General features: G+C 63.0%; 15 protein-coding genes. 8 read left to right on the top strand and 7 right to left on the bottom strand.

Features of this window, described 5'->3' with window-relative positions; all coding sequences use genetic code 11:
* Positions 1-193 precede the first annotated feature (193 nt).
* Positions 194-697 carry a DUF892 family protein gene (locus FTO74_RS16985; protein WP_162539206.1) on the top strand — a complete coding sequence of 168 codons (504 nt, stop codon included), beginning with the start codon at positions 194-196 and terminating at the stop codon, positions 695-697.
* A 62-nt stretch (positions 698-759) separates the two neighbouring features.
* Here FTO74_RS16985 and FTO74_RS16980 read toward each other — a convergent pair whose 3' ends face one another.
* The 4 genes from FTO74_RS16980 to FTO74_RS16965 all read right to left on the bottom strand — a co-directional run bounded on the left by FTO74_RS16980 (position 760) and on the right by FTO74_RS16965 (position 8,543).
* Complete coding sequence (locus tag FTO74_RS16980; RefSeq protein ID WP_162539205.1) at positions 760-1,695, bottom strand: DUF4105 domain-containing protein; 936 nt, start codon at positions 1,693-1,695, stop codon at positions 760-762.
* A 172-nt stretch (positions 1,696-1,867) separates the two neighbouring features.
* Complete coding sequence (locus tag FTO74_RS16975) at positions 1,868-4,111, bottom strand: acylase (protein WP_162539204.1); 2,244 nt, start codon at positions 4,109-4,111, stop codon at positions 1,868-1,870.
* 206 nt (positions 4,112-4,317) lie between these two features.
* The gene (locus tag FTO74_RS16970) at positions 4,318-6,804 is read right to left on the bottom strand and encodes an EAL domain-containing protein (RefSeq protein ID WP_220399046.1); all 2,487 of its coding nucleotides are present in this window, start codon (positions 6,802-6,804) and stop codon (positions 4,318-4,320) included.
* 503 nt (positions 6,805-7,307) lie between these two features.
* Complete coding sequence (locus tag FTO74_RS16965; RefSeq protein WP_162539202.1) at positions 7,308-8,543, bottom strand: MFS transporter; 1,236 nt, start codon at positions 8,541-8,543, stop codon at positions 7,308-7,310.
* Between the two features lie 87 nt (positions 8,544-8,630).
* Here FTO74_RS16965 and FTO74_RS16960 point away from each other — a divergent pair, with 87 nt between their 5' ends.
* Positions 8,631-9,893, top strand: a complete 1,263-nt coding sequence (locus FTO74_RS16960) for a threonine synthase (protein WP_162539201.1) — start codon at positions 8,631-8,633, stop codon at positions 9,891-9,893.
* A 156-nt stretch (positions 9,894-10,049) separates the two neighbouring features.
* Positions 10,050-11,396, top strand: coding sequence for an MATE family efflux transporter (locus tag FTO74_RS16955; RefSeq protein ID WP_255462347.1), 1,347 nt, complete (start codon positions 10,050-10,052; stop codon positions 11,394-11,396).
* Between the two features lie 130 nt (positions 11,397-11,526).
* Here the strand turns inward: FTO74_RS16955 and FTO74_RS16950 are convergent, their stop codons facing one another.
* On the bottom strand, positions 11,527-12,879 hold the full coding sequence (locus FTO74_RS16950) for a M20/M25/M40 family metallo-hydrolase (RefSeq protein WP_162539199.1): 1,353 nt from the start codon (positions 12,877-12,879) through the stop codon (positions 11,527-11,529).
* 186 nt (positions 12,880-13,065) lie between these two features.
* Here FTO74_RS16950 and FTO74_RS16945 point away from each other — a divergent pair, with 186 nt between their 5' ends.
* Positions 13,066-13,986 (top strand): EamA family transporter, encoded by a 921-nt coding sequence (locus FTO74_RS16945; protein ID WP_162539198.1) that lies wholly within the window; start codon positions 13,066-13,068, stop codon positions 13,984-13,986.
* Between the two features lie 88 nt (positions 13,987-14,074).
* On the opposite strand, the gene panE is transcribed toward FTO74_RS16945, so the two are convergent.
* On the bottom strand, positions 14,075-14,995 hold the full coding sequence (gene panE, locus FTO74_RS16940) for a 2-dehydropantoate 2-reductase (RefSeq protein ID WP_162539197.1): 921 nt from the start codon (positions 14,993-14,995) through the stop codon (positions 14,075-14,077).
* A 216-nt stretch (positions 14,996-15,211) separates the two neighbouring features.
* Between panE and FTO74_RS16935 the strand changes: the two genes are divergently transcribed.
* From FTO74_RS16935 to FTO74_RS16925, 3 genes are all read left to right on the top strand, one after another.
* Positions 15,212-16,654 (top strand): peptidase dimerization domain-containing protein, encoded by a 1,443-nt coding sequence (locus FTO74_RS16935; protein WP_162539196.1) that lies wholly within the window; start codon positions 15,212-15,214, stop codon positions 16,652-16,654.
* 80 nt (positions 16,655-16,734) lie between these two features.
* Complete coding sequence (locus FTO74_RS16930) at positions 16,735-19,467, top strand: M14 family zinc carboxypeptidase (RefSeq protein ID WP_220399045.1); 2,733 nt, start codon at positions 16,735-16,737, stop codon at positions 19,465-19,467.
* 97 nt (positions 19,468-19,564) lie between these two features.
* Positions 19,565-21,043, top strand: coding sequence for a M20/M25/M40 family metallo-hydrolase (locus FTO74_RS16925; protein ID WP_255462346.1), 1,479 nt, complete (start codon positions 19,565-19,567; stop codon positions 21,041-21,043).
* Positions 21,044-21,365: 322 nt separating this feature from the next.
* Here FTO74_RS16925 and FTO74_RS16920 read toward each other — a convergent pair whose 3' ends face one another.
* Entirely contained in the window at positions 21,366-23,444 is a 2,079-nt protein-coding gene (locus FTO74_RS16920; RefSeq protein WP_162539195.1) for a M13 family metallopeptidase, read from the bottom strand.
* Positions 23,445-23,647: 203 nt separating this feature from the next.
* Between FTO74_RS16920 and FTO74_RS16915 the strand changes: the two genes are divergently transcribed.
* Positions 23,648-25,132 carry a hypothetical protein gene (locus tag FTO74_RS16915; protein ID WP_162539194.1) on the top strand — a complete coding sequence of 495 codons (1,485 nt, stop codon included), beginning with the start codon at positions 23,648-23,650 and terminating at the stop codon, positions 25,130-25,132.
* The last annotated feature ends 115 nt before the right edge of the window (positions 25,133-25,247 follow it).

Below are 25,247 nucleotides of genomic sequence, written 5' to 3'. Positions count from 1 at the left end.
GGAGCCGAGCACGACAGGGCTGCGAACGCCAATCCCGGAGACGATGAGCTGCTGCCGCATCAGGTGGAAGCAAGCTGGACCAGATCTGGATCAAGACCTGCACAAGCGTCCCGCAGAACCACGTCAGACAGTGGCTGCGACGCTGGCGAACGTCATCGGAAACGAACGTCAACCCAAGGGAAGAAGGTTCACTATGAAGGTATTCTCGGCAAATATCGAAGACCTGCGCACGCTTTACATCAGCAATCTGAAGAAGGCTCTGGACATGGAGCAGAAGATCACCAAGGCGCTGCCCGACCTGATCGAACAGTCCACGGACCCTGACCTGGCAACGGCTCTCAGCAGCCATCTGGAGGAGACCAGGGGCCACGTCCGCATGGTGGAGAAGCTGGTGTGGAAGCACACCGGCGACAGCCGCACCGAGACCTGCAAGGTCATCAACGGCCTGACGACGGAGGCGTCGGACACCATCAGGGATGTCGTCGAGCCGACGATCCGCGATATCGCGCTTATCGGCGCGGCCCAGCAGGTGGAGCATCACGAGATCGCCGTCTATGGCACGCTGCGGCGCTGGGCGGAGCTGCTCGATCTCGCCGAGGACGCGGCCATCCTGGAGATGATCGAGTCTGAGGAGGGAGCCGCGGACCAGACGCTCACGGACATCTCACTCACCGTCAACTCCTTTGCCGCCGCCTGATCTACAGCAAGGGAAAGGTTGAGACGGCAGGAGCCAGTGCGGTCCTGCCGTCTTGCTTTGCCTTATTGCATAGAGCGTTTGTCCCCGTTGGTTTTGTTGGCCTCGGTCTCGCCCGTTGCGACCGTCGTGGAAGGTACCTTGGCCAGATTCTCGGCCGTGATCGTCTCGGCCTCTTTGCCCACCGTCCAGCGGCCGTGGTCGAGATACAGCACCGCCGAGACGGCCACGATCTCCGGTTGCAGCACCAGCAGCGCTGCGAGATATCGCTTCGACTTCAACGCCGTCTCGGACGCTCCGCGCACGGGCTTGCTGCGCTTTAGCGAGCCGGGAACCTGCGGCACCTCGATCACGCGCAGATGCGCCTCCGGGTGCGCCTTACCGAAGTTGGCGACGCTGCGCGCCACCTGTTTCGGTGTCATCCATCCGAAGTCGGCAATACGGTCTCGGCGCACCGAGCCGGGGAAGTACAGGTTCACCATGTTGGCGGCAAAGTCCGCGCAGTTGTTGTTGTTCATGCGATAGCTGTGGTGGTTGCTGTCAGCGTTCATGGTGCGCACGAAGGCCTCGTCCTGCTCCTCGGTGGTCGCGATCTGGTATCCCCAGAAGCGGCGGTTGTAGGCGTTGCCCGCCGTCTCCCACCACTCGTCGGTGGCCTTCAGCTTCTCGTTGCCGTCGGGCACAATTTCTAATATGTAACGCCGACGGTAGCGTTCTCTCATGGCCCATGCAATCTCGGGCGTGGCATAGGCGGGAATCTCTTTGGGGTCGTCGGTCGCGTAGAAGAACTGCATCACCGGCGTGGCGATCCAGTCGATCTGACCGATGCGATGGTAGCGGGCGATGACCACACCCTGCGGCTCGCCGATCTCGCACATCCGCAGCCGTAGCGGCCCATCCGCACACACGCGATCGAGGTATATCGCGGCGTGGCCCACCGGCATCATAGCTCCGAAGCTACCGAACGGCTCGCCGAGCAGAACCGTGATCTCGGCGTGCACACACCTGCTGCTCAGCACCATCAGTGCTGCCAATCCGTACGCGCATATGCGCAACCCAAAGCTACTTGGACGTCGCCTCTGCATCTTGGATTTTTAGACGCAAATGCGATTCGAGGGGTCGCATGGAGAGAAAAAATATTGAACGGTATTCGAGCAGAGATAATGTCTCTTTTTAGCTACCCGGGTGATACTCGCGCTGCGTATGCTCAGCCACCTGCGAGCGGTAGAAGTACACCTCGCGCAGATCGCCCGTGTTGTAGCGTTTGGCCTGGTCGTTGAAGTGCGGGGAGGACGGATCGCCGCTCTCGCCGCCCGCTGTTACAGCGCGTGCGCGCACCTTGTCGCCGAACTCGACTACAGCAACGAAGCTGTTGCCCAGCGTTCCATACCAACGCTTCGTGCCCGGGTAGGCGTGCGCGCCGAACGACGCCAGCGAGCCCCACACCGCAGATGTAAAGCCGACAGGAATGCTGGGGCCTGCGTCGTTGAAGGGCTGCACCAGCGCGCCGTTCAGCCGCTGGTATCGGTTGATCTCGCCCCACGGCGTCTGCCACTTGCCGAAGCCCTCGGTCAGCTTGTTGGAGGCTGTGCTGAGTGCCTGTAACATCTGTGTTGGCGCGGCTTTCTGCGCGATGTAATCCTCCGGCAGCAGTCCTGCGGCAGTGGCTGCATCGTTCACCTGGCGGCGAATCTCCTCGCCCCAGAACACAGCCAGAGAGGTCGCGATGGAGTCCACGCCCCAGCGCAGGTCCCACTTGCGCAGCAGCGCAATCTGCACGGCCAGAGCGGGTTTGCGCGCATCGCTCGCGGGCAGCTCATCCCATGCTTTTATCAGTGTTGGCAGCGTCTCCGAGAACCACGGCAGATAGCTGTCATACGCAGCCGCACGCAGCGAATCGAGCGTGAAGTCCTTCTTGCCTTCGAGCACACGGATGGCGTGCAGGCCGCGCGCCGACTCGTGCCCCATCTCGACGTATGCGGGAAAGTCCTTCTGCTTCAGGCTGCTCTCGCCCGCGCCGGACCACGGCCAGTTGTTCGAGTTATACAGCCAGCCGCTCGCGGGGTTCAGCAACTGAGGCAACTCGTTCACCGTAAGCAGACCCTTCCAGTCGGTCGCCGGATCGCTGCCATCAACGGGCTTCGTCCAGTCGAATCGGGTCTCGCGCCGCGGAATGAAGTTGCCGTGGAAGTAGGCGATGTTGCCGTCGGCATCGGCGAAGATGGTGTTGTTCGAGGAGTTTGCCTTCAACTCCAGAGTCTGACGAAACTCCTTGTAGCTCCTCGCCTTGGTGCGTATGTACGACTGCGTCAGCGCCTCCACGTGCTTCTGCATCAGGCGTATGCTCACCCAGCGTCCTCCCTCGGCGCGCACGATTGGCCCGTGAATGCTGCGGTATATGGTGAACCGCTTCTCGGCCATGCCGTGTTCGGTGCGGTAGGGAACCGTGATCTGCTTCGCTTCGAGCGGCTTCAACTCGTTGCCATACTTCATCCAGTATCGGCCATCCTTGCGCACAATGGTCTCGAGGTACTCATCGACCGCGTCCACGCCGCTCGAGGTGTGCATCCACCCCACGCGGTCGTTGAAGCCCTGGTAGATAAAGAACTGTCCCCACGTCACCGCGCCGTACGCGTTCAAACCCTCGTCGCTGGCCATCTGCAGCTCCGAGCGGAAGAAGAACGAGGTATGCGGATTGATGAGCAGCAGCGCGTGATGATCGCGTGTGTTTGCAGGTGCAATAGCCATACCGTTCGAGCCACGAGGCTCCGCAAACTCTCCGTCGTCTGTAGAGGCGATCAGCGGCGCGGTAGCAACGGGCAGCGCGGCGTGCTCTTCGAGCGTGGCTGCCTGGTCTTTGCCGTAGAGCGCTTCGAGCTTCGTCAGGTTCACGCGCTCGATATCTCCGCCGATGCTGCCCTCGGTGAACGATAGCGCCATCCACGGCTCGTAGTGTTGAATCACGCGCGGCTTGGCCTGCGGATGAGTCGCGAGGTAGAAGTTCAGGCCGTCGGCAAACGCGTCCATCAACGACTTCAGCCAGGCCGGGCTGGCGGCATACTCGCGCTTCAACTCTACCGGGTCGATGAAGAGTTTCATCCGCAGATCCTGGTAGATCTTGCTCTCGCCCTCAGCCTCGGCGAGTCGTCCCATCGCGTTCAGGTAGTTGGTCTCGACGCGCGGAAGATCGTCTTCAGCCTGCGCGTAGACCATGCCAAAGACCGCGTCGGCGTCGGTCTTGCCGTAGACGTGCGCGATGCCCCAGTCGTCGCGCACGATGGAGACGCGCTGCGCTTGCGCCTTCCAGCGTGTCAACTCGTCCTGCGTCGGAGCCGATGCGGCGAATGATGGGGAAGAGGCTGCGGCCAGCAGCGTGGCCACGAAGAGAAGACTTGCAGCCCGGCGGGGCAGAGACATGATGGAAGATACCTCGTTCAATGCTGATGGGTTCTATCCTATCGTGGCTTGTCCTGCCGGACGGGCTCGCTGCGCAGGCGTTTGCACGCCTTTTTAGGGCTTCGCATGATCCTCCCGCTGGCCGGGAATAAAATCTTCGCCGACGACCAGAGGGAGTCCCTCAGAAGATCACTTCCCCATGCAGCCCCGAGAACCGCGCGAAGTGCCTACAGAGAGATCTGCTGCTGCCACAAAGACGCATACTCCTTCAATGCCTGACGATCCAGCGGCCGCGAGTACAGATATCCCTGCGCAAAATCACATCCCAGGTTGCGCAGCATAACCGCCTGATCCGCGCTCTCCACGCCCTCGGCCACCACACGCATATTCAAACTGTGCGCCAGGGCAATGATCGCAGTCGTCACCGCCAGACTGTTCTCGTCCTCCACACATCGCGAGACGAACGAGCGGTCGATCTTCAGGCGATCCACCTTGAACCGCGTGATGTACGACATGTTCGAGAAGCCCGTGCCGAAGTCGTCGATGGCCGTGGTCACACCCAGCGCCTGTATCCGCTCGATGATGCCGAGCGACTCCTCCGAGTCCCGCATCAGCAGGTGCTCGGTGATCTCCACCTCGAGGCTGCGCGGGTTCAGCCCGCTCTCTGCCAACGCCGATTCAATCGTCGCCTGAAAGTTCTGCTGGTGCACCTGCCGTGGTGAGACGTTGACCGCGACCATCAGCGGCTGTCCCAGCTCGCGCTCCAGCTCCGCTATCTCCCGGCACGCCGTGCGCACGGCCCACGCGCCGATCTCGACGATGAGCCCCGTCTCCTCCGCAATGGGGATGAAGTCGACCGGCATCACCAGCCCCAGATCGGGGTTATTCCAGCGGATCAGAGCCTCCAGCCCCGTCAGCGCAAAGGTGTCGAGCGAGATCTGCGGCTGGTACATCAGGGTGAACTCGCCGCGCTCCATCGCCGTGCGCAGCGCCGACTCCATCGCCAGCCGCTGCATCAGCTCCTGGCCCAGATCCGGCGTGAACTCGACGATGTCATTGCGCCCCAGTGTCTTGCTGCGATACATCGCGATATCCGCGTGACGAATCAGCTCATCCGGCGTGGTGCTGTCCGGGAACATGCTGATGCCGATGCTCGCCGTCACCGTCAGGTCGTGGCCGAAGACGCGGATCGGCACGGTGAGAGCCTTGATGATCTTGCGCGCCACATGCTGGGCGTACTCGCGGGTCTGCAGTTCGGAGATCAGCACGATAAACTCGTCGCCGCCGAAGCGCGCGATGGTATCGACCCGGCGCAGCAGCCGCTTCAGACGCTCGGCCACCTCGCACAGCACGATGTCGCCGGCCTGGTGGCCCAGCGAGTCGTTCACCCGCTTGAAGTGATCGAGGTCGATCATCAGCACCGCGAAGATCGTCTGGAAGCGGCGGCCGCGCTCGATCGCAACCTCCAGCCGATCGCGCAGCAGCGAGCGGCCCGGCAGCCCGGTCAGCGTATCGTGGTGCGCCAGGTGGTAGATGTAGTCGTCGGCGTCCTTGCGCTCGGTCAGGTCGTACGACATCCCCATCATCCCGGTCACGACGCCGCTCTCGTCCTCCATGGTGCTCATGGTCAACTGCACCGGCAGGCGCGACCCGTTCTTGCGCAGGTAGGTCCACTCCTTCTCGTCGCGGCCGCCGATGCTGGCCCGGGCGCGCAGCACGTCCACCGTGGGCTCCACCGTACGCTTCAGCTCGAGGCTCAGCTCCTCGGCCCGGCGAGCCACTTCTTCAGGGTCGTGCAGCAGCATCACGCTGCGCCCGCACAGCTCCTCGGAGCGGTACAGCAGCATCCGCTCCGCTGCGGGATTCACTGACGTGATCCGGCCATCGAGATCGGTGACGATAATGCTGAACGGCGAGCTGAGCACGATGGCCTTATTGAACGCCAGCGCCCGCTTCAGCTCCTGGTTCACGAGCCGCGAGCTGGTCAGGTCCGTGCAGGTGATGACGATGCCGTCTCCCAGCTTCGTCAGTTGCAGGCGACAGTATGCCGGGCCGTTGCCGGAGAAGAGTACGGGGGACTCGGACTCGAGCACCATCGGCATATCGGTCTCGACGACGGTCGCCCACTGCTCGATCCGGCCGGTCGTCAGCATCGCCGGATAAAGCTCGCCCACCCGCTGTCCCAGCACCTCGGCTCGTGTGGAGTTCAGCATCTGCTCGCCGTTGCGATTCACGAAGGTGAAGGTAAAGTCGATGATCTTGCTGGCGTCGTTGCGAACGCTGCGGAAGATGAAGATGGCGTCCACGCTGGTCTCGGTCGTCACGGCCAGACGTGCTTCGCTCTGCTCGCCCAACTCGGCGCGCAGGGCCAGCGTCTTCAGGTCGCGCAGGTAGATGGGCAGGCTGAAGAGGGTGCCCACGGCGCTGATCTCGCCGACCACCTTCAGCGCGACGACCAGCCACGGTGCAAACGAGATGACGCGTCCGTGGGTCTCGGCGATGTGTACCAGCGACTCAGCGACCAGCGCCACTAGAAACATGACGACCCCCCACCGGGGCCGCAGGGTATGACGGCTGTGCAGCAGAACCACGGCCAGCGTCAGCCAGAGCAGAAGATAGGTGATCCCCACGAGCGCGCCGTCGAGGGACACGGCCATCGACCCGACGGGGACGGGATGACCGGATTGTTGCCCGGTGAGTGATCCGGACAGCAATCCCGGCAGACTCAGGTAAGCAAACGCAAAGCCTCCCAGCGCGCACGCTGCACCCGTTAAGATCGTTCTGTTGCGAGTGGCAGACCCGCGTGGGGCAGAAAGCATAGAACCTCGTACTATCCGGCAGAAGACGGACGCGGATCACGCGACGATGATCACGCGGGCCGTGGAGGAATGCAAGGCTGGAACTGATAGACCCTTCGATCCATCCGCGCGGCCCAGGCTGAGATCGTTACTAACTTTGAGTGAAGTAACCGATTGATTCCATTACAAACGTAACATGCAAAGCATTTGCTGGGAGACTCTTCCTGGGCTCTCCAGATTCAATGCGAATCATTACCCATCCTCTCTGCAATTGGCAAGAAGAGAATAGGTGGCTGACTGAAAGGCGGTAGGCGGCCGGTCTATTGGCGGCCCGGAGTTTGGTTACTGGCTGCTTTCTATAGGTTACCTTTACGGAAAAAGTAGTTACTAAAGATTAAAAATCAGCTTTTGGCGATAGTTTACGCCTCTATCCGATGCTTTTCCTTAAGTGCCGATGCTGTTAGCGCTGCCAGAATAAACCCCGCAGACGTCAGCAGCAATGCCGGGCCAATGCCACGGCTCTCCGAGAGCCGTCCGATCGTATAGGGAGCCGCCGCGCTGACGATCCTCCCCAGGTTGTAGGAGAACCCCAGCGCTCGCCCGCGCAGCGCAGTCGGAAACGCCTCGCTGGCGATGACGCCGAAGCCTGAGAAGTACCCCGAGCCCCAGAACCCGATCACCGGCCCCAGCAGCAGCAGCGCCGTCGCGCCGGGGGCCAGCACGTACACCGGCACCATGCAGGCCGCCAGCACTAAGTAGAGGATGTAGATCCGTTTGCGCCCGAAACGGTCGGCCAGCACGCCGAAGCTCACGTACCCCAGCCAAGTGCCGCACTGCATCAGGATCGTCCACGCGGAGGTGTGAAAGATATCCAGCCCGCGCCCGCCGCGCGCCACGGGCAGGGAGAGAAACGCCGGAACCCAGGAGAACAGACCCCACCATGCGAAGAGGCTGGCCGCGTTCATCGTGGTGATAATCAAGGTGTTGCGGCCCAGCTCGCCGCGAAACAGGAGACTTACCGGCACCCGCTCCGCAGGATGTTTCACCCATGCCTCGGACTCCTTCACCTGCGTCCGAATCCAGACCGTCACCAGCGCCGGAAGCATCCCGGCCAGAAAAACTGCGCGCCAGCCGAAGTGCGGCATCACCACGGCCACCACCAGCGCTGCCAGCGCGTAGCCCACGGCCCACGAGCTTTGCACGATGGCCAGCGCCTTGCCCCGATGCCGGTCCGGCCAGCTTTCGGCCACCAGCGCCGCGCCCGCCGCCCACTCGCCGCCCATGCCCAGCCCCAGCACCATGCGGCACACCAGTAGCTGCGGAGCCGTGTGGACCAGCGCGCACAACCCCGTGGCCACGCAGTAGATCAGGATGCTGGCCGAGAGCGCCCGCGTGCGCCCCAGCCGGTCGGCGACAAAGCCGAACCCGATGCCGCCCACCGCCGCCGCAATCAGCGTCAGCGAGATGACGCCGCCCGCCATGGCCGCCGAAAGATGCAGCTCCCGCGCCACCTGCGGCAGGATCATCGAGTACAGCATCACATCCATGCTGTCGAGCATCCAGCCCAGCGACGCGGCCACGAGCGCGTTTCGCCGCGCAGGCTCCCGCGCCATCTGCCAGAATCCCTGTTCTTGCATCGAGACGACACTCTGCATGATCGGTTCCTTGATCCTATCCCGACTTTGCGATTTCATTGCCCACAGGTTTATCAGTGTCCCTCAAATCCACTACCATCGAGTCTTATGCCGAAGATCGCCTATCTCGAATCCGTCCGCAGCCATAATCGTCTCTCCGCCGAAACCCCTCAAACCCTTGACCCGGCCACGCTCGAAAGCCTCTACGTCCGCTACGACATGGACGAGCTGAAGAAGACCGCACACCGCGACAACCCCGCCAAGTACGCCGCCGCCTCGCCCGCCAGCCTGGGCATGTGGCGCTACAAGGACGTCCTGCCCGACGTCACCCCGGTCTCGCTCGGCGAGGGCTGGACCCCGATGATCCAGTCGAAGCGTTACCCCGGCCTCTTCATCAAGGAAGAGGGTGCGAACCCCACCGGAACCTTCAAGGCTCGCGGCCTGGGCATGGCGGTCACCATGGCGAAGCACTACGGCCTCAAGCACCTGGCCGTGCCCTCGGCCGGTAACGCCGCCGGTGCGCTGGCTGCCTACGCCGCCGCCGCTGGTATCTCTGCGCACATCTACATGCCGCAGGACGTGCCCCTGGCCAATTACCTCGAAGGCGTCGTCTACGGAGCCGACGTGCACATGATCGACGGCCTCATCTCCGATTGCGCCCGCCTCGTCGGCGAAGAGATCAAGTCGCAGAAGACCGCCGGGTTGCCCACTGAAGACGTCTGGTTCGACATCTCCACGCTCAAGGAGCCCTTCCGCATCGAGGGCAAGAAGACCATGGGCTACGAGCTGGTCGAGCAGCTCGGCTGGAAGTATCCCGACGCCATCTTCTACCCGACCGGCGGCGGCGTGGGCCTGATCGGCATGTGGAAGGCATTCGACGAGATGGAGGAGCTGGGCTGGATCGAGAAGGGCTCGAAGCGCCCCAAGATGTATGCTCTGCAGGCTTCGGGTTGCGCCCCTGTCAGCCGCGCCTTCGACGAGGGCAAGCCCGCCAGCGAGTTCTTCCAGAACGCCGCCACCTTCGCCGCCGGGCTGCGCGTGCCCAAGCCGTACGGCGACTACATCATCCTCGATATCGTTCACCGCTCGGGCGGCAAGGCTATCGCGCACACGGATGAGGAGATCCTCGCCAGCATCCTGGACTACGCCAAGAATGAGGGCATCTTCCTCTGCCCCGAGGGCGCGGCTGCCACGGCAGCTTACGACGCGCTCATCAAGTCGGGCGAGCTGTCGCCGAACGATACGGTGGTTCTCTTCAACACGGGAGCGGGCCTCAAGTACACCGATATGACTGCCGATGCGATGCACCTTCGTCGCCCCGGCACCTTGCCCACGGCCATGCCGGTGGGCGGCATCATCACACCGCAGTAAGCACTTCCATGTGGAAGTGAAGCGCGTGGGGCCTCCTGCTACTCGGAAAGAAGCGATTTTTGCTGCCGACCAGCGGGAGGCCCTCGGGTGTTAACTTACCCATGCAGCCCCGAGAACGGCACGAAGTGCATGTCTATCCGCAAAGAAATCCCGTTGATGCTCCGCATCGCCCTGCCTCTGGTTCTGGCTGAGGTCGGCTGGATGTCGATGAGCATCGTCGACACCGTCATGGTGGGCCACTTGCCCAACGCGGCCACGGCCATCTCCGCCGCCGCGCTCTCGCAGGTGTTCTTCAACATGCTGGTCTTCGGTATCGGTGGCATCCTCCTGGGGCTCGACACCACGGTCGCTCAGGCCCACGGCGCGGGCCGCTTCGACGAGGCCAACCGCTGGCTCTACCAGGGCATCCTCCTCGCCGTCGCCATCTCCGGCCTGCTCATGATGATCTTTGCCGTAGCGCCCTTCGGCATGAGCCGCCTGCACACCGACCCGGAGGTCCTCAAGGGAGCACTCGGCACACTCGGAGCGCTCAGCCTCGGCACGCTGCCGCTGATGCTCTACTTCACCTTGCGCCGCTACTTGCAAGCCTTCAACCACGTCCGCATCATCGCCGCCGCGCTGGTCTCGGCCAACCTTGTCAACATCCTCTTCGACTGGCTCCTCATCTACGGCCATCGTTGGAGCCTCACGCTCGCGGCCCACACCTTCGTGCTTGCGATCCCCATGCTAGGAGTCGTCGGCTCGGGTATTTCGACCTCGCTCTCGCGCGCGTATCAAGCCGTCTTCCTCATCGCGGCGCTGCTCTACGTCAACCGCAAGCACGACTACGGTCTGCTGCGGGTATCGCTCGCCCCGCACTGGCCCAGCATCCGCCGCCTGCTCGCGCTCGGCCTACCCTCCGGTGCAACGATTCTCATCGAGATCGCGATCTTCACCGTCGTCACCAACCTCATCGCGACGCTCGGTTCGGTGCCGCTGGCGGGCCATGAGATCGCCCTCAACTGCATCGCCTTCACCTTCATGATTCCGCTTGGCCTCTCCGCCGCCGCCAGCATCCGCGTGGGGCAGGCGATTGGCCGACGTTCACTCCCAGAGGCCCGCGCCGCCGGCTGGACCGCCATCGGCCTCGGCGCGATCTTCATGCTCTTCAGCTCGCTGCTCTTTATCGTCGCGCCGCACCGTCTGGCCTCGGCCTTCACGCACGATCCCTCCGTCATCGCCGCCGCTGTTCCGCTGCTGCTCATCGCGTCGATCTTCCAGTTCTGCGACGGGCTTCAGGTCACAGCGATCGGAGCCTTGCGCGGCGCGGGGAATACTCACTCCGGGCTTATCACGCACCTGTGCAGCTACTGGCTGGTGGGCCTGCCGCTGGGGATCTATCTCTGCTTCCACCAGCACATGGGCGCACGCGGTTTGTGGTTGGGGCTTTGCGCCGCGCTCGTCATCGCGGGGATCGTCCTGATCCTGCTCTGGCGGCGTCAACTGCGGCTTATCAGCGTGTAAAGACTACAAGCCCGCTACGCGCGGGGCAGGCGTTCACACGCCTTTTTACTGCTTCGCATTGTCCTCCCGTTGGTCGGGAGTAGAGATTCTCGACCAACGGGAGGACCACGCTGCTAACTCATCCAAGTACTTACTTCTCTTGTCCGAGCCGATACATCAGGATCGCCATTCTCTTCGCCTGCAACGGCAGCGAGTCCAGATAAACCGTCTCCCCCTCCGCGTGAGCACCCGCGCCATCCGCGCCCGTACCTACCAGTCCCGGCAGGTACGGAGCCACAAACGCAATATCCCCCGCGCCGCCCTGAATCGGGTCCAGAATCTCCTCCTTCGGCACGCCCAGCGTCTGGTTTACACCCTGTAGCTTGGCCAGCAGAGCCTCCGACCCCGGCGTCACCGCCATCGCCGGATACAGATCTTCAAATTCAATCCGAGCACTCGTTCCCGCCAGATGATCGCGGACGATCTTCTCCATCCTGCCCTTCACTCGTACCGTTTGCTCATCGTTCAGCGTGCGGATGTCACCGTCCGCCAGCGCCGTCGGCGGAATGATATTGACCTTGCCCGTCGCGGTGCCGCCCGTCTCGGTGGAGTTGCGCTCCGCAGTCGCGCCGCCCAGCACCAGGCCCACGTTATAGGTCAGTCCCGGTTCGCGCAGCTCGCTGCGGAACTGGTCCAGAATCCGCGCCATCTCGTAAATCGCGCCAAAGCCCATACCCTCATTGAAGATGCCTGAGGAGTGGCCGGTCTTGCCCGTCACCTCCAGCTTCCACGAAATTGCGCTGCGCCGCCCGATCCGTACCGAATCCTTGCCGTCCACGCCGCCGATGCGCGTCGCGTTCTCGAACTCGAAGGCGTAGTCGTTGCGCTTGCCCGCATCGATCATGTCGCGGCGGCTCACGCTGGTCGGGGTGCCGTGGCGCTCCTCATCGCCGCTCAGCACAATGGTCATCTCGCTCTGGTCGAGCACGCCCGCGGCCTTCATGGCCTTCAGCGCGCTCAGCATCACGATCAGCCCTCCCTTCATATCGCTCACGCCCGGCCCCGTGGCCACGCGGCCATTCGTGCCCGGCACAATCGAGTACTTCTGGAAGGTCGAGTTCGGCTCGAAGACCGTGTCCATGTGGCCGATCAGCAGCAGCTTCCTGCCGCACTTGCCGGTTCCGGCGGGGCAGGCGTGCGTGGCCAGCAGGTGCCCGGCGCGAGCTACCTCCTGGTCCATCGGAACCCAACGCGTCTTGAAACCGAGCGCCTGCAGCTCCGGTTCGAGCACGTCCTTCACCTTCACCACGCCGGGCAAGTTCATGGTGCCGCTGTTGATATCCACGATCTTCTCGAGCAGCGCCGCAGCGGCGGGGGCTTCGGCGTCGATGGCCTTGGTCATGGCCGTCTCGGTGGGCGTGGGAGCGGTGGTGGTGGATTGGGCGCGCGCGTACGAGCCGAGCGCGGCAAGAACCAGCAGCGAAGCGGAGGCAGATTTCAACATGATGGCCGGAGAATACCATGTACTTCATACGGTTCTCGAGGCGGCATGGGGAAATGAGCCGCATGGGGCCTCCCGTTGGTCGGGTACTTCGTACCGTTCTCGGGTAGCATGGGCAGGATCATCAGCATGGGGCCTTCCGTTGGTCGGCAGCGAGCGTCGTTTCGTGCCGAAGTACCATAGAGCTATATGTCTTCCCCTGCAAAAAGTCGCGGCCTGGGCTTCCTCGCCTGCTTCGCGGCCAGCAGCCTCTGGGGCAGCGGCTTCTTCTTCGGCAAGATCGCGCTGGCCGAGATGGGCGTCGGCTCCATGGTCTTCTACCGCTTCTTCTTCGCGACCATCGCGCTCATTCCGCTGTTGCTCACGCACCGGCCCGGCCTCAATCGCCGCGAGTGGGGCTTGCTCTTCGGAGCCTCCTTTCTCGGCGTGCCCTTGCAGTTTCTCCTCCAGTTCTACGGGCTTTCGCTCACCACCGTCAGCCACGCCGCGCTGATGGTCGGGACCATGCCCGTTCTGCTCGCCGTCGGCGCAGCCGTCTTCGCGCACGAGCGCATGGATACCATCGGCTGGCTCGCTTTGGCTGCTTCGACCACGGGCGCGGCTCTCATCGCCGTCGGCGGCCACTCGCATCAGAAGGGCGGTGCCTCCCTGAGCGGCGACCTGCTGGTCGTGCTCTCGATGGCCATCGCGTTGTTCTGGATCCTCGGCAACCGACGCCTGATGCAGCGCCACTCCGCCGCTGTGGTCACGGCCTACGGCACTGCCGTCGGGATGCTGATGCTCTGCGTTATCGTGCCGCTGTTCTTCGGGGTGCCTCCGGTGGAGCACATCTCCGCTAAGGCGTGGGGAGCGTTGATCGCCAGCGGCGTTCTTTGCACGGCCACCACCACGCTGCTATGGAACTGGGGTATGACGCAGGTTCCGGCGTCGCAGGCCGGTGTCCTGCTCAACATGGAGCCGCTGGTTGGCTCGGTCCTCGGCGTGGTGATCCTGAAGGAGCATCTCGGCCCCAGCGCGTGGGTCGGCGGAGCGATGATTCTTACCGCTGCTTTTACCTTGACGCTGCACTCGAAGACGCAGGTGCGGAGTGAGATTCAGATAACTGCTTAAAAGCGCCCTAACGCCGGGCGGGCGGCACTTCGTGCGGTTTTGGACGCTTCGCGTATCGGAGGGCCTCCCGTTGGTCCGCAGCAGGAAGTTATGACAGGTGGCTCTGGTAGATGCTGAGGTTGGTAAAGGCCGCTTGCAGCAACGGCGCTTTGACCTCGTGCTCGCGCCCACGCCGCAACAGGTCGCCAAGAATCTGATCCACCTCAACCCGGCTGCCGCTGCTCAGGTCGCGGTACATCGAAGCCGTCAGCGGCGAGCCCGGCGTCGTCAGCAGGCTGCTGGCCTGCGCGATCATGGCCGCGCGCGGCGCATACCCGCAGGCCGCGGCGATGGCGCTGCACTCCGTCAGGATCTGCAAGGTGATCTCGGCCCCATGCGGGACCGCCACGATCTCGCCGATGCTGCCCCGCATCAGGCTGTTCGAGGCCCCCAGGCTGGCGAGCTGCACCCACTTCTCCCACATATCCTGCATGATCTGGCCGGAGAGCTTCGCCTCAAAGCCAGCGCCCTGCATCGCGCGGTCGAGCGCCTGCACGCGCTCCGTCAGCTCGCCATCGCGCTCACCGTAGGTGATCTTCTGCGTTGGGTTGAACTGTACGATCTCGCCCTCTTTGCCGAGCGCGCTCGAGACCAGACAGACGCCGCCGATAACGGGCTGCTCGCCGAAGCGCGCGGCCAGCAGGTCGAGGTGGTGCATCCCGTTGAGGAACGGCAGGATCATCGTCTCGGGGCCGACGGCGGGGGCGAAGTCCTCGATGGCCGCCGCCAGCCCGTAGGCTTTGACGCTGAGCACGATGAGGTCGTAGGGGCCGGTGATCTCAGCGGCGGTGACGATCTTCGGCTGCACGGTGGCGTCGCCGTGGAAGGGGCTGACGATGTGCAGGCCGTCGCGGCGCAGGCGTTCGGCGGTCGCGCCGCGGACCAGGAAGGTGACGTCACGGCCAGCCTGCGTCAGGCGGCCTCCAAAGTAGCCGCCGGTGGCTCCGGCTCCGATTACCAGAATTCGCATCGTGATCGCCCTCTCGTCTGTCTTTCTCTTCTAGTTTAGATGACCGAAATGTGAACGCCGGGTTTACACTATCGCCATCCTGTAATGACATTCTCGGAGGCGCGGCTCTTTACTCCGCCCTTCCTGCACTTGGCTGTTCCCAGCGTTTCTCCGCAGAGGCCGGATTCACTCGTGTCTCTGCGCTCTACTTCAAAGTTTTGCCGCGATCAGGAGACTATGAAAAGCATTCGATTTGCCCGCGCCGCCTGTCTTGCCACTTTTGTTCTCGCCTGTTCGTCCGCTCTCGCGCAGGAGACGCCCACCGAGGTCCTCGCCGCCAAGAAGGTGCTGGCGGACCGGGCCGAGCTTGAGAAGTCCCTGAACCTGCCTACGCTGGTGAAGCAGGTGACGGCTCCCAATCCGGCTCGCGACAAGGTCGTCGCGCGGGCCAAGGAGCTGATGGACACCGAGCTGATCGCAATGGGCGACGACATCACGCGGCATCCTGAGATCGGCTTCAAAGAGACCCGCACGGTAAAGATCGAGACCGAGTGGCTGGCCAGGCACGGCTTCAAGATCACGATGCCGGTGGCGGGGCTGGACACTGCGTTTACCGCGCGCTTCGACGGCCCGGTGAAGGGTCCGGTGATGGGCGTGGTTCTGGAGTACGACGCGCTGCGCGGCACGGACGGGCCGTTCCACGGCGACCAGCACAGCACGCAAGGCCCCATCGGCATGGCGGTTGCAGTGGCGATGGCCGAGTACCTGACGGCTTCGAAGACGCCGGGCAGCATCGTGGCCTACGGCACTCCGGCGGAGGAGATGATGCCGGTGGTGAAGACCATCATGTACAAGGCCGGTGTGTTTGACGGGGCGGACGTGGTGGTACGCAGCCACGCGGTGGGCGCGACCACGCGCTCGGCTCCGGGCTTTGGAACCTGCTGCCTGAACATTGACGGCGTCCACTACATCTACAGCGGCGCACCCGCGCACCAGATGACCTCGTGGGCGGGCCGCAACGCGCTCGAGGCTGTGATTCACCTCTTCGAGAACGTGGACAGCATGAGAAGCACGATCCGCCCGGAGGCGCGGATTCAGGGCGTTATCACCGAAGGCGGTACGGCTCCGAATGTGGTGCCGGATCGGGCGGTGGCGAACTTCTACATCCGCTACCCGGACGCGGTGTACCTGGCGCAGGTGCGCGAGATGATGGACAACGCCGCCAAGGCCGCGGCGCTCTCGACGGGGACGAAGCTGAAGATCGTGGATGACGGCAGCGACCGTGACGGCATCTCGATCGCAACGCTGGATGAAGTGGCGTTCACGTACGAGAAGAAGTATGGCGGCACCAACGTGCAGGAAGAGCCTGCCAAGCCTGCGGGATGGGAGGAGACGGGCAGCGTCTCGACGCAGATTCCGGGCGTGGGCTTCGCGGTGCAGACCTCGACCTATCCGAACCACACCTACGAGATGCTGAAGGACACGACGGAGGAGATCGGCCATCATGGCTTCATCGTGGACGCCCAGGCGATGACCGCGCTGCTCTTCGACTTCGCGACCCAGCCCGCCTATCGGGAGATCGTGAAGAAGGAGTTCAAGGCGATTCAAGATGAGTTCGCGGCGTATACAGATGCTCTGAAGAAGGCGTATCCACTGCCGAACGTACCCGATCCCAAGTAAGCTTCGCATGGCCGCTCAGGATCTGGGCGGTCATCTCTATTCGCTATACCACGTTCATTTTGTTCAGGAGAGACTCCCGCATGGGTAAGAAGTGTTTGTTGCCAGCGTTGCTGATGTTGCCGTTCCTAGCTCTCGCCGCCCGTGCGCAGACGACGCAGCCGATGGACCCCGACTACGCGGCTAAGGTGAAGGAGTGGACGACGCGTCCCGAGTTCATGAGCCCGCTGGTGGACCACCTGCCGAAGTCGACGACGGTGCCTTCGCCGAAGGACGTGCTGGGCGAGTACATCGGCGCGCCCAAGCACCTCACCTACTATGCGGACATCCTGAAGTACTACCGCGCGCTCGAAGCCAAGTCGCCGCGAGTGAAGGTCATCAGCATCGGCAAGACCGAGGAGGGCCGCGAGTCGGCCATCGTCTTCGTGGGGTCTGAGGACTCAATCAAGAACCTCGACAAGTACAAGGCCAACTTAGCCAAGCTGGCCGATCCACGCGGGCTTACCGACGCGCAGGCACACGCGATCATCGCCGACACCAAGCCTATCTACACCTTCATGGGCGGGCTGCACAGCGCCGAGCTGGGGCCGCCCGAGATGATGATGGAGCTGGCCTATCGGCTGGTCACCGAGGACACGCCCATCATCAAGAAGATCCGCGATGAGGTTGTCGTGGCCATCTATCCCACGGCCGATCCCGACGGCCGCGACCGCAACATCGACTGGTACTACAAGTACATGATCGACCGGACCGATACCAACGGCTCCTTCGAGGGCGGCGTGCCCTACTGGGGCAAGTACTTCAAGCACGACGACAACCGCGACATCAACTTCGCGGGCGAGGCCAACCAGAACCTGCTCAAGTGGTATCTGGAGTGGCATCCGCCCATCATCCATGAACTGCACGAGTCTATCTGGTTCATGTACACCTACAGCGGCAACGCGCCGCAGAACACCTTCTTCGACCCCATCCTGTGGGCCGAGCTGCCCTGGTTCGCGAACTTCGAGATGGCCCAGATGACCAAGTACGGGATGCCGGGCGTGTGGACGCACGGCTTCATGGATGGCTGGTCGCCGGGGTACGTGGGCATCATGGCCTCGAACCACAACGGCATGATGAAGATGTACGAGATCATGGGCAACGCGGGCGCAACCACGATGCACCGTTATCTGACGGCTCCGAACCCGGCCGTGAAGGGAGGTCGCGACGCGGGCGGCGATACCAGCAAGCGCGAGTGGTTCCGGCCCACGCCGACCTATCGTGACCTGATGTGGTCGATGCGCAATAACACCAACTACTCGGAGACGGGAGTGCTCTCGGCGTTGCAGATGACGTCGGCGTTCCCCCAGGTGGTCCTCGAGAACTTCTATACGAAGAGCCGCAATTCGATTGAGGCAGGCCAGAAGGACGGCCCGTACGCGTACGTGATGCCGGGCGACCAGACCGATATGACCAAGGTCGCGTGGGTCGTGAATATCCTGCGCTTGCAGGGCATCGAGGTCGGCAGGGCGAAGAGCGAGATCAAGCTGAAGGATGCGACGTATCCTGCGGGTTCGATTGTGGTGAAGCTGAACCAGCCCTATGGGCGGCTGGCGCGCACCCTGCTGAGCAAGCAGGTCGATCCCGACCCGACCCTGACCACGTATGACGACAGCGCGTGGACGATGGGGCTGATGTCGCATACGACCGTGAAGGAGATCGCCGATAAGGCCGTGCTCGATGCGGGGGTGGAGCCGGTGAGTGGCACGATGGCTCCTGTGGGCAAGATCGACAAGGGCGCGGGCGCGGCGGCGTATGCGGTGGTCGATCACGGCTCGCCCAACATGGTGACGCTGCGCTTCGAGCTGAAGGACGTGAAGATGCGCGTGGCCGAAGCGGGCTTCGACTCGGCGGGCGTGAAGGTGCCTGCGGGATCGTTCATCGTGCCTGCGGAGGCTTACGACAAACTGAAGGCAGCGGCTGGTCCATTGGGGCTTGATGCTGTGGCGTTGACCGCAGAGCCGAAGGTCGCGATGCACGAGGCGGGGATGCCGCGCGTCGCGATGTTCAGCACCTGGGGCGGCACGCAGAACGTGGGCTGGGTTCGGTACACCTTCGACCAGTACAAGGTGCCCTACGATCTCATCTTCAAGGAGCAGGTGGATAAAGGCGGCCTGCGCGACAAGTACGACCTCATCGTGATTCCGGATCAGGTGCGTACGGCGAAGGCGCTGGTGGACGATATCCCCAAGGGCAAGACGCCGTTCGCGTATGTGAAGTCGGATAAGTTCAAGTTCCTCGGCGCGTACGGCGAGTCCGAGGATATTACGGGAGGCATGGGCGCGGCGGGTGTGGTGGAGTTGCAGAAGTTCGTGGACAAGGGCGGTGTGCTGGTGACGCTTGGCAACTCCAGCTCGTTTCCCACCGAGTACGGCATCGTGCCGCGCATCGACGCCGGAACGACAACTCCGAAGTTTTACGCGCCGGGGCCGATCGTGGAGGCGGAGATCCTGAAGCCGAACGACCCGATCTTCTACGGCTACACGGCCAAGACGATCCCCGTGCGCTGGGCTAACGGGCCGCTGTTGCGTCTGGAGCCGGAGATGGATAAGTCCGATGTGCTGATGCGCTTTCCCGGTGGTGATAAGGCGGTGTTGAGCGGGCTAATGAACGGTGCGGATGAGATTAAGGGACGGGCCGCGGTGGTGAAGACGGCGGTGGGCGAGGGTGAGGTCGTGATGTTTACGACGAACCCGGTCTGGCGCTGGCAGAACATCGGCGAATTCCGGATGATGTTCAACACGATCCTGAATTATAAAAATCTGGCCACACCATAATTTGTAAGTGAAATAGTTACGTAAACGAGAGGGGAGCTTGCCTGGGCAATCTCCCCTCTTCTGGATTTTGGCGGCTGCATAAACGCAAGGAGTAAATATGAAACTAAATATGTTACTTTTTGGTCTGCTGGCAGCAACTCCAGCCGCGATGCTGGCGCAGACGACTCCCCTTGAAGCCGGCAAAGCCTATACCGCCGCGCATAAGCAGGAGCTGACGAAGCAGTTCGAGGAGTTTCTCTCGATGCCGAATGTGGCGGCCGATCCGGCGGGCTTGAAGAAGAACGCGGAGTTCCTTAAGGCGCAGCTCGAGAAGCGCGGGTTCGAGGCGCGGTTGCTGACGGCTCCGGGGCTTCCGGAGGGTACGCCTTATTCCGTCTGGGGCGAGATGAAGACGCCGGGAGCCAAGCGGACGATCGTGCTCTACGCGCACTACGACGGCCAGCCCGTGACGCCCTCCGAGTGGGAGAACGGCAAGCCCTTTACGCCGGTGGAGAAGATGGTCGATGGGCAGTTGCGGGTGTATGCGCGCAGCGCCGGTGACGACAAGGATTCCATCTTTGCGCAGCTTACGGCTTACGATGCGTTGAAGGCGGCGGGCATTCCGTTGAAGGCCAACATCCGCTTCGTGTGGGAGGGTGAGGAGGAGAACGGCTCGACGCACTTCGCGAAGATACTGGCGTCGAACCACGATCTTGTGACGGGCGACGTGTGGTTGTTCTGCGATGGTCCCACGGACCAGACGGGCAAGCCCATCATCGCGTTCGGCACGCGTGGCGATGCGCACTTGCAGGTGACGATCTTCGGGCCGCACCGCGCGTTGCACAGCGGTCACTACGGCAACTGGGCTCCGAACCCCGCGCTGGCTCTGGTGCAGCTTCTGGCCGGTATGAAGGACGGTAACGGCAAGGTACTGATCCCGCACTTTTACGACGGCATGGTGCCGATGGGGCCGCTCGATCTAAAGGCGATGGCGGAGGCTCCGGTGAACGACAATGCACTGCGCAAGGAGTTATGGCTGGGCCGCACGGATGGCGGCGGCAAGCACCTGATCGAGATGATTACGTACCCTTCGTTGAACATCAACGGTATCTCCTCGGGCCAGACAGGGCCTGCCGCCGCGAATGTGATTCCGATCTCGGCCACGGCGAACCTGGATATGCGGCTGCCGCTGGGGATCGACTGGAAGGTGGAGCAGGACCGGGTGATCGACTATGTGAAGTCGCAGGGTTACTACGTGACCGCGACGAAGCCCACGCAGGATGAGCTGCTGAGCCATCCGCATGTGGCGTGGATCGAGCGTAACCAGGGCGAGAACGCAGCACGGACGCCACTGGATACGCCGATTGCGGTGGATGTGGTGCGGGCGGTGAACAGCACGCACGGGCCTGCGGTGCTGGTGCCGACCTCCGGCGCTACTGGACCGGAAGACGCGATGGAGAAGGCTACCGGCAGCAAGGTGATCCACGTGTCGATGGCGAACCATGACGACAATCAGCACGCGGCGAATGAGAATCTGGTGATGCAGAATCTCTGGGATGGCGTGGATATGATGGCCGCGTTGATCGCTATGCCTTGAGAGAAAATCTGGGTTGGGTTGAAGAAAGCTCAACCTCGGGGGAAAGCCCGCATCCACCGCTGGTTCTGATGTCGGGGCTAAAGCCCCAGAAGCAACGGCAACGACGAGAGCAACAGCAGGAACAACAGCAGAAGCAGATTCCTCCGCTTCGCTCCTGAATGACAACCAACAAAACAAGCAACAAGAAAACAAGCAACAACCGGCTGGCCCATTCATTGTCGATGAATGGGCCAGCCGGTTGTTGGCAATGCTAGATTCCGGCCAGCGGGAGGACCTAGAGTGCTAATTCACCCGTGTCGCCCCGAGAACGGCACGAAGTGCCCTACCAGACGCGGCAGCTTTGGACGGGTACCATGGGGGTGCCCTTCTTGCAGCTGAAGGCGGCGGAGAAGCCCGGCTGGTTGACGATGGCTCCGTTGGCACGGAATCGCGGCGGCGAGTGCGGATCGGTGAGCACCTGCGCGCGCACCGCGTCGGGCCGCTCGTTGGCGCAGTAGTTCTGTGCGTAGCCGATGTAGAAGCGCTGCGCCGGAGTGTAGCCGTCGATCTTCGCGGTCAGATCGACATTCTGCTTGGCAGCACGGTCGAGATAGGCCATGTACGCGAGCACCAGCCCACCGTTGTCGGCGGTGTTCTCGCCCAGCGTCAGACGGCCGTTGACGTGTACGTCATCGACCGCGGTGAAGCTGCTGTACTCATCGGCCAGGCAGCCGGTCTTGGCCTCGAACTGCTTCGTATCTTCGGGCGTCCACCAGTCGGCGAGATTGCCGTGCCCATCGAACTTTTTGCCCTCGTCATCGAAGCCGTGCGTCAGCTCGTGGCCGATGATCGCGCCGATGTGCCCATAGTTGACCGCGTCATCGACCTTGGGATCGTAGAACGAGGGCTGCAAGATTCCGGCAGGGAAGTTGATGTCGTTCATGCTGGAGTTGTAGTAGGCGTTGACCGTGGGCGGGGTCATATCCCACTCGTTGGGGTCGACCGGTTTGCCGATACGGGCGAGCTCACGGTCGCTCTCGAAGGCTGCGGCGCGGAGCTGATTGCCGACGGGATCATCGGGCTTTACGGCAAGCGTGGTGTAGTCGCGGAACTTGTCCGGGTAGCCGATCTTGTTGGCGACGAGGTGGAGCTTCTCCTTGGCTTTGACTTTGGTCTCGGGGCTCATCCAGTCGAGCTGGTCGAGGTCGTGATCCATCGCTGCCTCAATGTCATGGACCATCTGGAGCGTCTTGGCCTTGCTGTCTCCGGCGAAGTACTGCTGCACGTAGACCTTGCCCAGCGCCTCGCCGACAGCCGCATCGACGCGGCCGCTGCAACGCTTCCATCGCGGCGCATGGGACTGCGTGCCGGTAAGCTTGGTGGCGTAGAACGAGAAGTTCTCGTCGTCGAAACGCTTAGGCAGGTTGGTCGCAACGGCGGAGAGCAGGTGGTAGCGCATGTAGGCGCGCAGCGTGGCGATATCGGTGGAGCGGGCGAGCGCGACGGTGCGCACGATGAAGTCGGGACTGGCATCGTTCAGCTCGGCGACGCGGGGCGAGTGCGCAGCATCCTCGAACTGTTCGTACATGCCGAAGGGGAGCAGCTTATCCATCGTGGCCACGGGAACGATGTGGTAGATCTTATCCGGGTCGCGGCGCTCGGTGACGCCCATGCTGGCCTTGGCCATCTCGGTCTCGAGGGTCATGATAGCGGCGGCGTCTTTGGCCGCCTGTTGGGGCGTACTGCCCCCGAGCGTCAGCATCTTGGCCACGTGTTCGACGTAGTCCTTGCGGAACTGCTCGTCCTTGGCTCCGGTGCGCAGGTAATAGTCCTTCTCGGGCATTCCCAGGCCGCCCTGGTCGATGCTGGCGATCTGCTTGGAGGCGTCCTTGAAGTCCTGCTGCTCGCCATAGCTGAAGAAGACCGTGATGCCCATGCGCTGCAGGTGGCCGATGGTGGTGGGCAGACGGCGCAGGCTGGTGGAGTCGATCTCCTTGAGCAGATCCTGGATGGGTGCGAGGCCGCGCTGCTCGATGGCATCGGTGTCCATGCAGGCTTTGTAGAAGTCGCCGATCTTCTGCTCCTCCGGCGAGCGGGTGTCTCCTCCGGCGGCGGCCTTGGTCAGGATGCCGCTCAGCTCCTGGGTATTGACGTTGTAGAGCTGGTAGAAGGCGTTGGCCCCGGCCTGGTCGGCGGGGATGGGGTGGTTGGCGGCGTAGTTGCCGCAGGCAAACTTGTAGAAGTCGTTGCAGGGATCGGCGGTGGCGTCGAGCGAGGAGCTGTCAAAGCTGGGGGTGGGGAGGTAGGTCTGCGGGACAGAGGTGGGGATGGCGGACGCGGGCTGCTGGGCAAACGCCGATGTTGACGTGGTGATGGCCAATCCGGTGAGGATGGCGGCGATGCGTGTTGTGACTTGATTCATGGACCCTCTTGACTGCTGAAATCTTCTTTACTCTGGTGTTACACGAAACCTGCTTTATTCGTTGTACCATTCGACGCGCCGTACCCTGTATAGGTGTTGTGCGCAGCGAATCAGGGTGCTTGCCCGTCTATAGGGTTAGAGACAGCCGGGTGCGGCTGTGAAAGAGTAAGAGCGGGCACGACTTGAGTTACGTACGGAGTGCGATGAGAGTTCCACCAATTCAGAGCCGTCTGTGGCGTCTTGCCGCGCTCGTCCTGCTGCTGGGGATGGCGCTTGCGGACGCCCGTGCGCTGGTGGGCGCGGAGGGCCGTGGGCCGGACTCGGTGCAGCGGATCGAGCTTGCTCCCCTGGGGTTCGAGCCGCAGCCGGAGCGCTACCTGCTGGCCGGGGGGACGATGTTCACGGTCCACTTCGTCGACAGCACCCACCTGATGGTGACCTGGAGCGTGCGCGGACTGCTGAAGCGCCTGCCCGACTCGCAGCCGAACGACCAGGACCGGAACGTGGAGGCGGTGCTGCTCGAGCTGCCCACGGGCAAGCTGCTGGCGCGGACGACGTGGCGGATGCGCGACCATGCCAACTACCTGTGGTCCCTGGGGCACGGGCACTTTCTGCTGCGGCAGCGGAACGAGTTTTCGGTGTTGTCTCCGGTCGAAAATCTGGCCGGCGGCGATGCGTTCGCGCTGCACCGGGTACTCCAGAGCCAGCGCGTGGTGGGGTTCGTCTTTGTCTCGCCGGGCGCGGACGTGCTGACGGTGGAGAGCCTGCCGCCGCCGCGTGAGGAGGGCCGTCAGTTGACCGAGGAGGTCCACTCCGTGGTGCAGACACCGGTGCAGATCAACTTCTACCGGGTTCTCGATGAGCCCGGCCGGGAGGTGACCTTGCAGTACGCGGGGCTGGTGCGCGCCGACAATCCGGTGGCACTGCCGCTGACCGGCGAGGGCTATCTGGACTCGGTGAAGGACTCGTCGGGCACCTATAACTTCGACTTTGTACCCTATGAGGGCAAGCGGATGGAGTTGGCGGCGTTCGATACGACCTGCTTCCCGCACGCCTTATTCGTCAGCCGGACGGAGTTCATCTCCTTCGGGTGCAGGGGATCGGACGACCGGCAGCAGCTAGGTTTCTTCAACCTGAAGGGGGAGCATCGCTGGCTGACGACCTTTTCGAACCAGCACATCAACCCGTCGATCGTCAGCGCCCCGGCGGCGGGGCGCTTCGCACTGGAGCGGACGATCGTGAACAGCTCGGGGCTGGATCTCGAGAACCTGGTCTCGGCCGAGATCGCCGGGGAGGAGATTACGGCGTACCAGGGTGAGGACGGGCGCCCGCTGCTGAAGGTGACGGCCTCGCCGGTGCAGCGTGCGGGGCAGAACTTCGACCTCTCCTCGGACGGGCTGGAGCTGGCGGTGATCCGGGATGGGAACGTGGAGGTCTACCGGCTGCCGGAGCTGACGGGGAAGGACCGTAAGGCGATTGACGAGGCGGCGAAGCTGGTTCCGCCGGAGTATCGTGGGCCGGTGCGGGTGAGCGGGGACGACCAGCGTGATGCGGCGGCGGCGGAGGTGTTTACGCCGTCACCGGGTCCGGAGAGTGGAAATACGCTGGGTGACCCGGTCGCGGGCCAGGAGAGTGCTGCGCCAAGGAAGCCGCCTTCCTTGTACAGCTCGGATTACCCCAGGTTCTAACCCGGCAAAGGCAGGAGCAAGGCGAAACGGGAACACTTTGTTTCGTGCGGGTGTCTAAGGCAGGAGAGCAACGCACACGATAGCCCTATTCCACCCGGTAGACGAAACACGAACT

This window comes from Granulicella sp. WH15 (assembly GCF_009914315.1).
Lineage (GTDB): Bacteria > Acidobacteriota > Terriglobia > Terriglobales > Acidobacteriaceae > Edaphobacter.
Note: the sequence above shows the minus strand (reverse complement) of the source record. Positions and strands in the feature narration are given on the sequence as shown.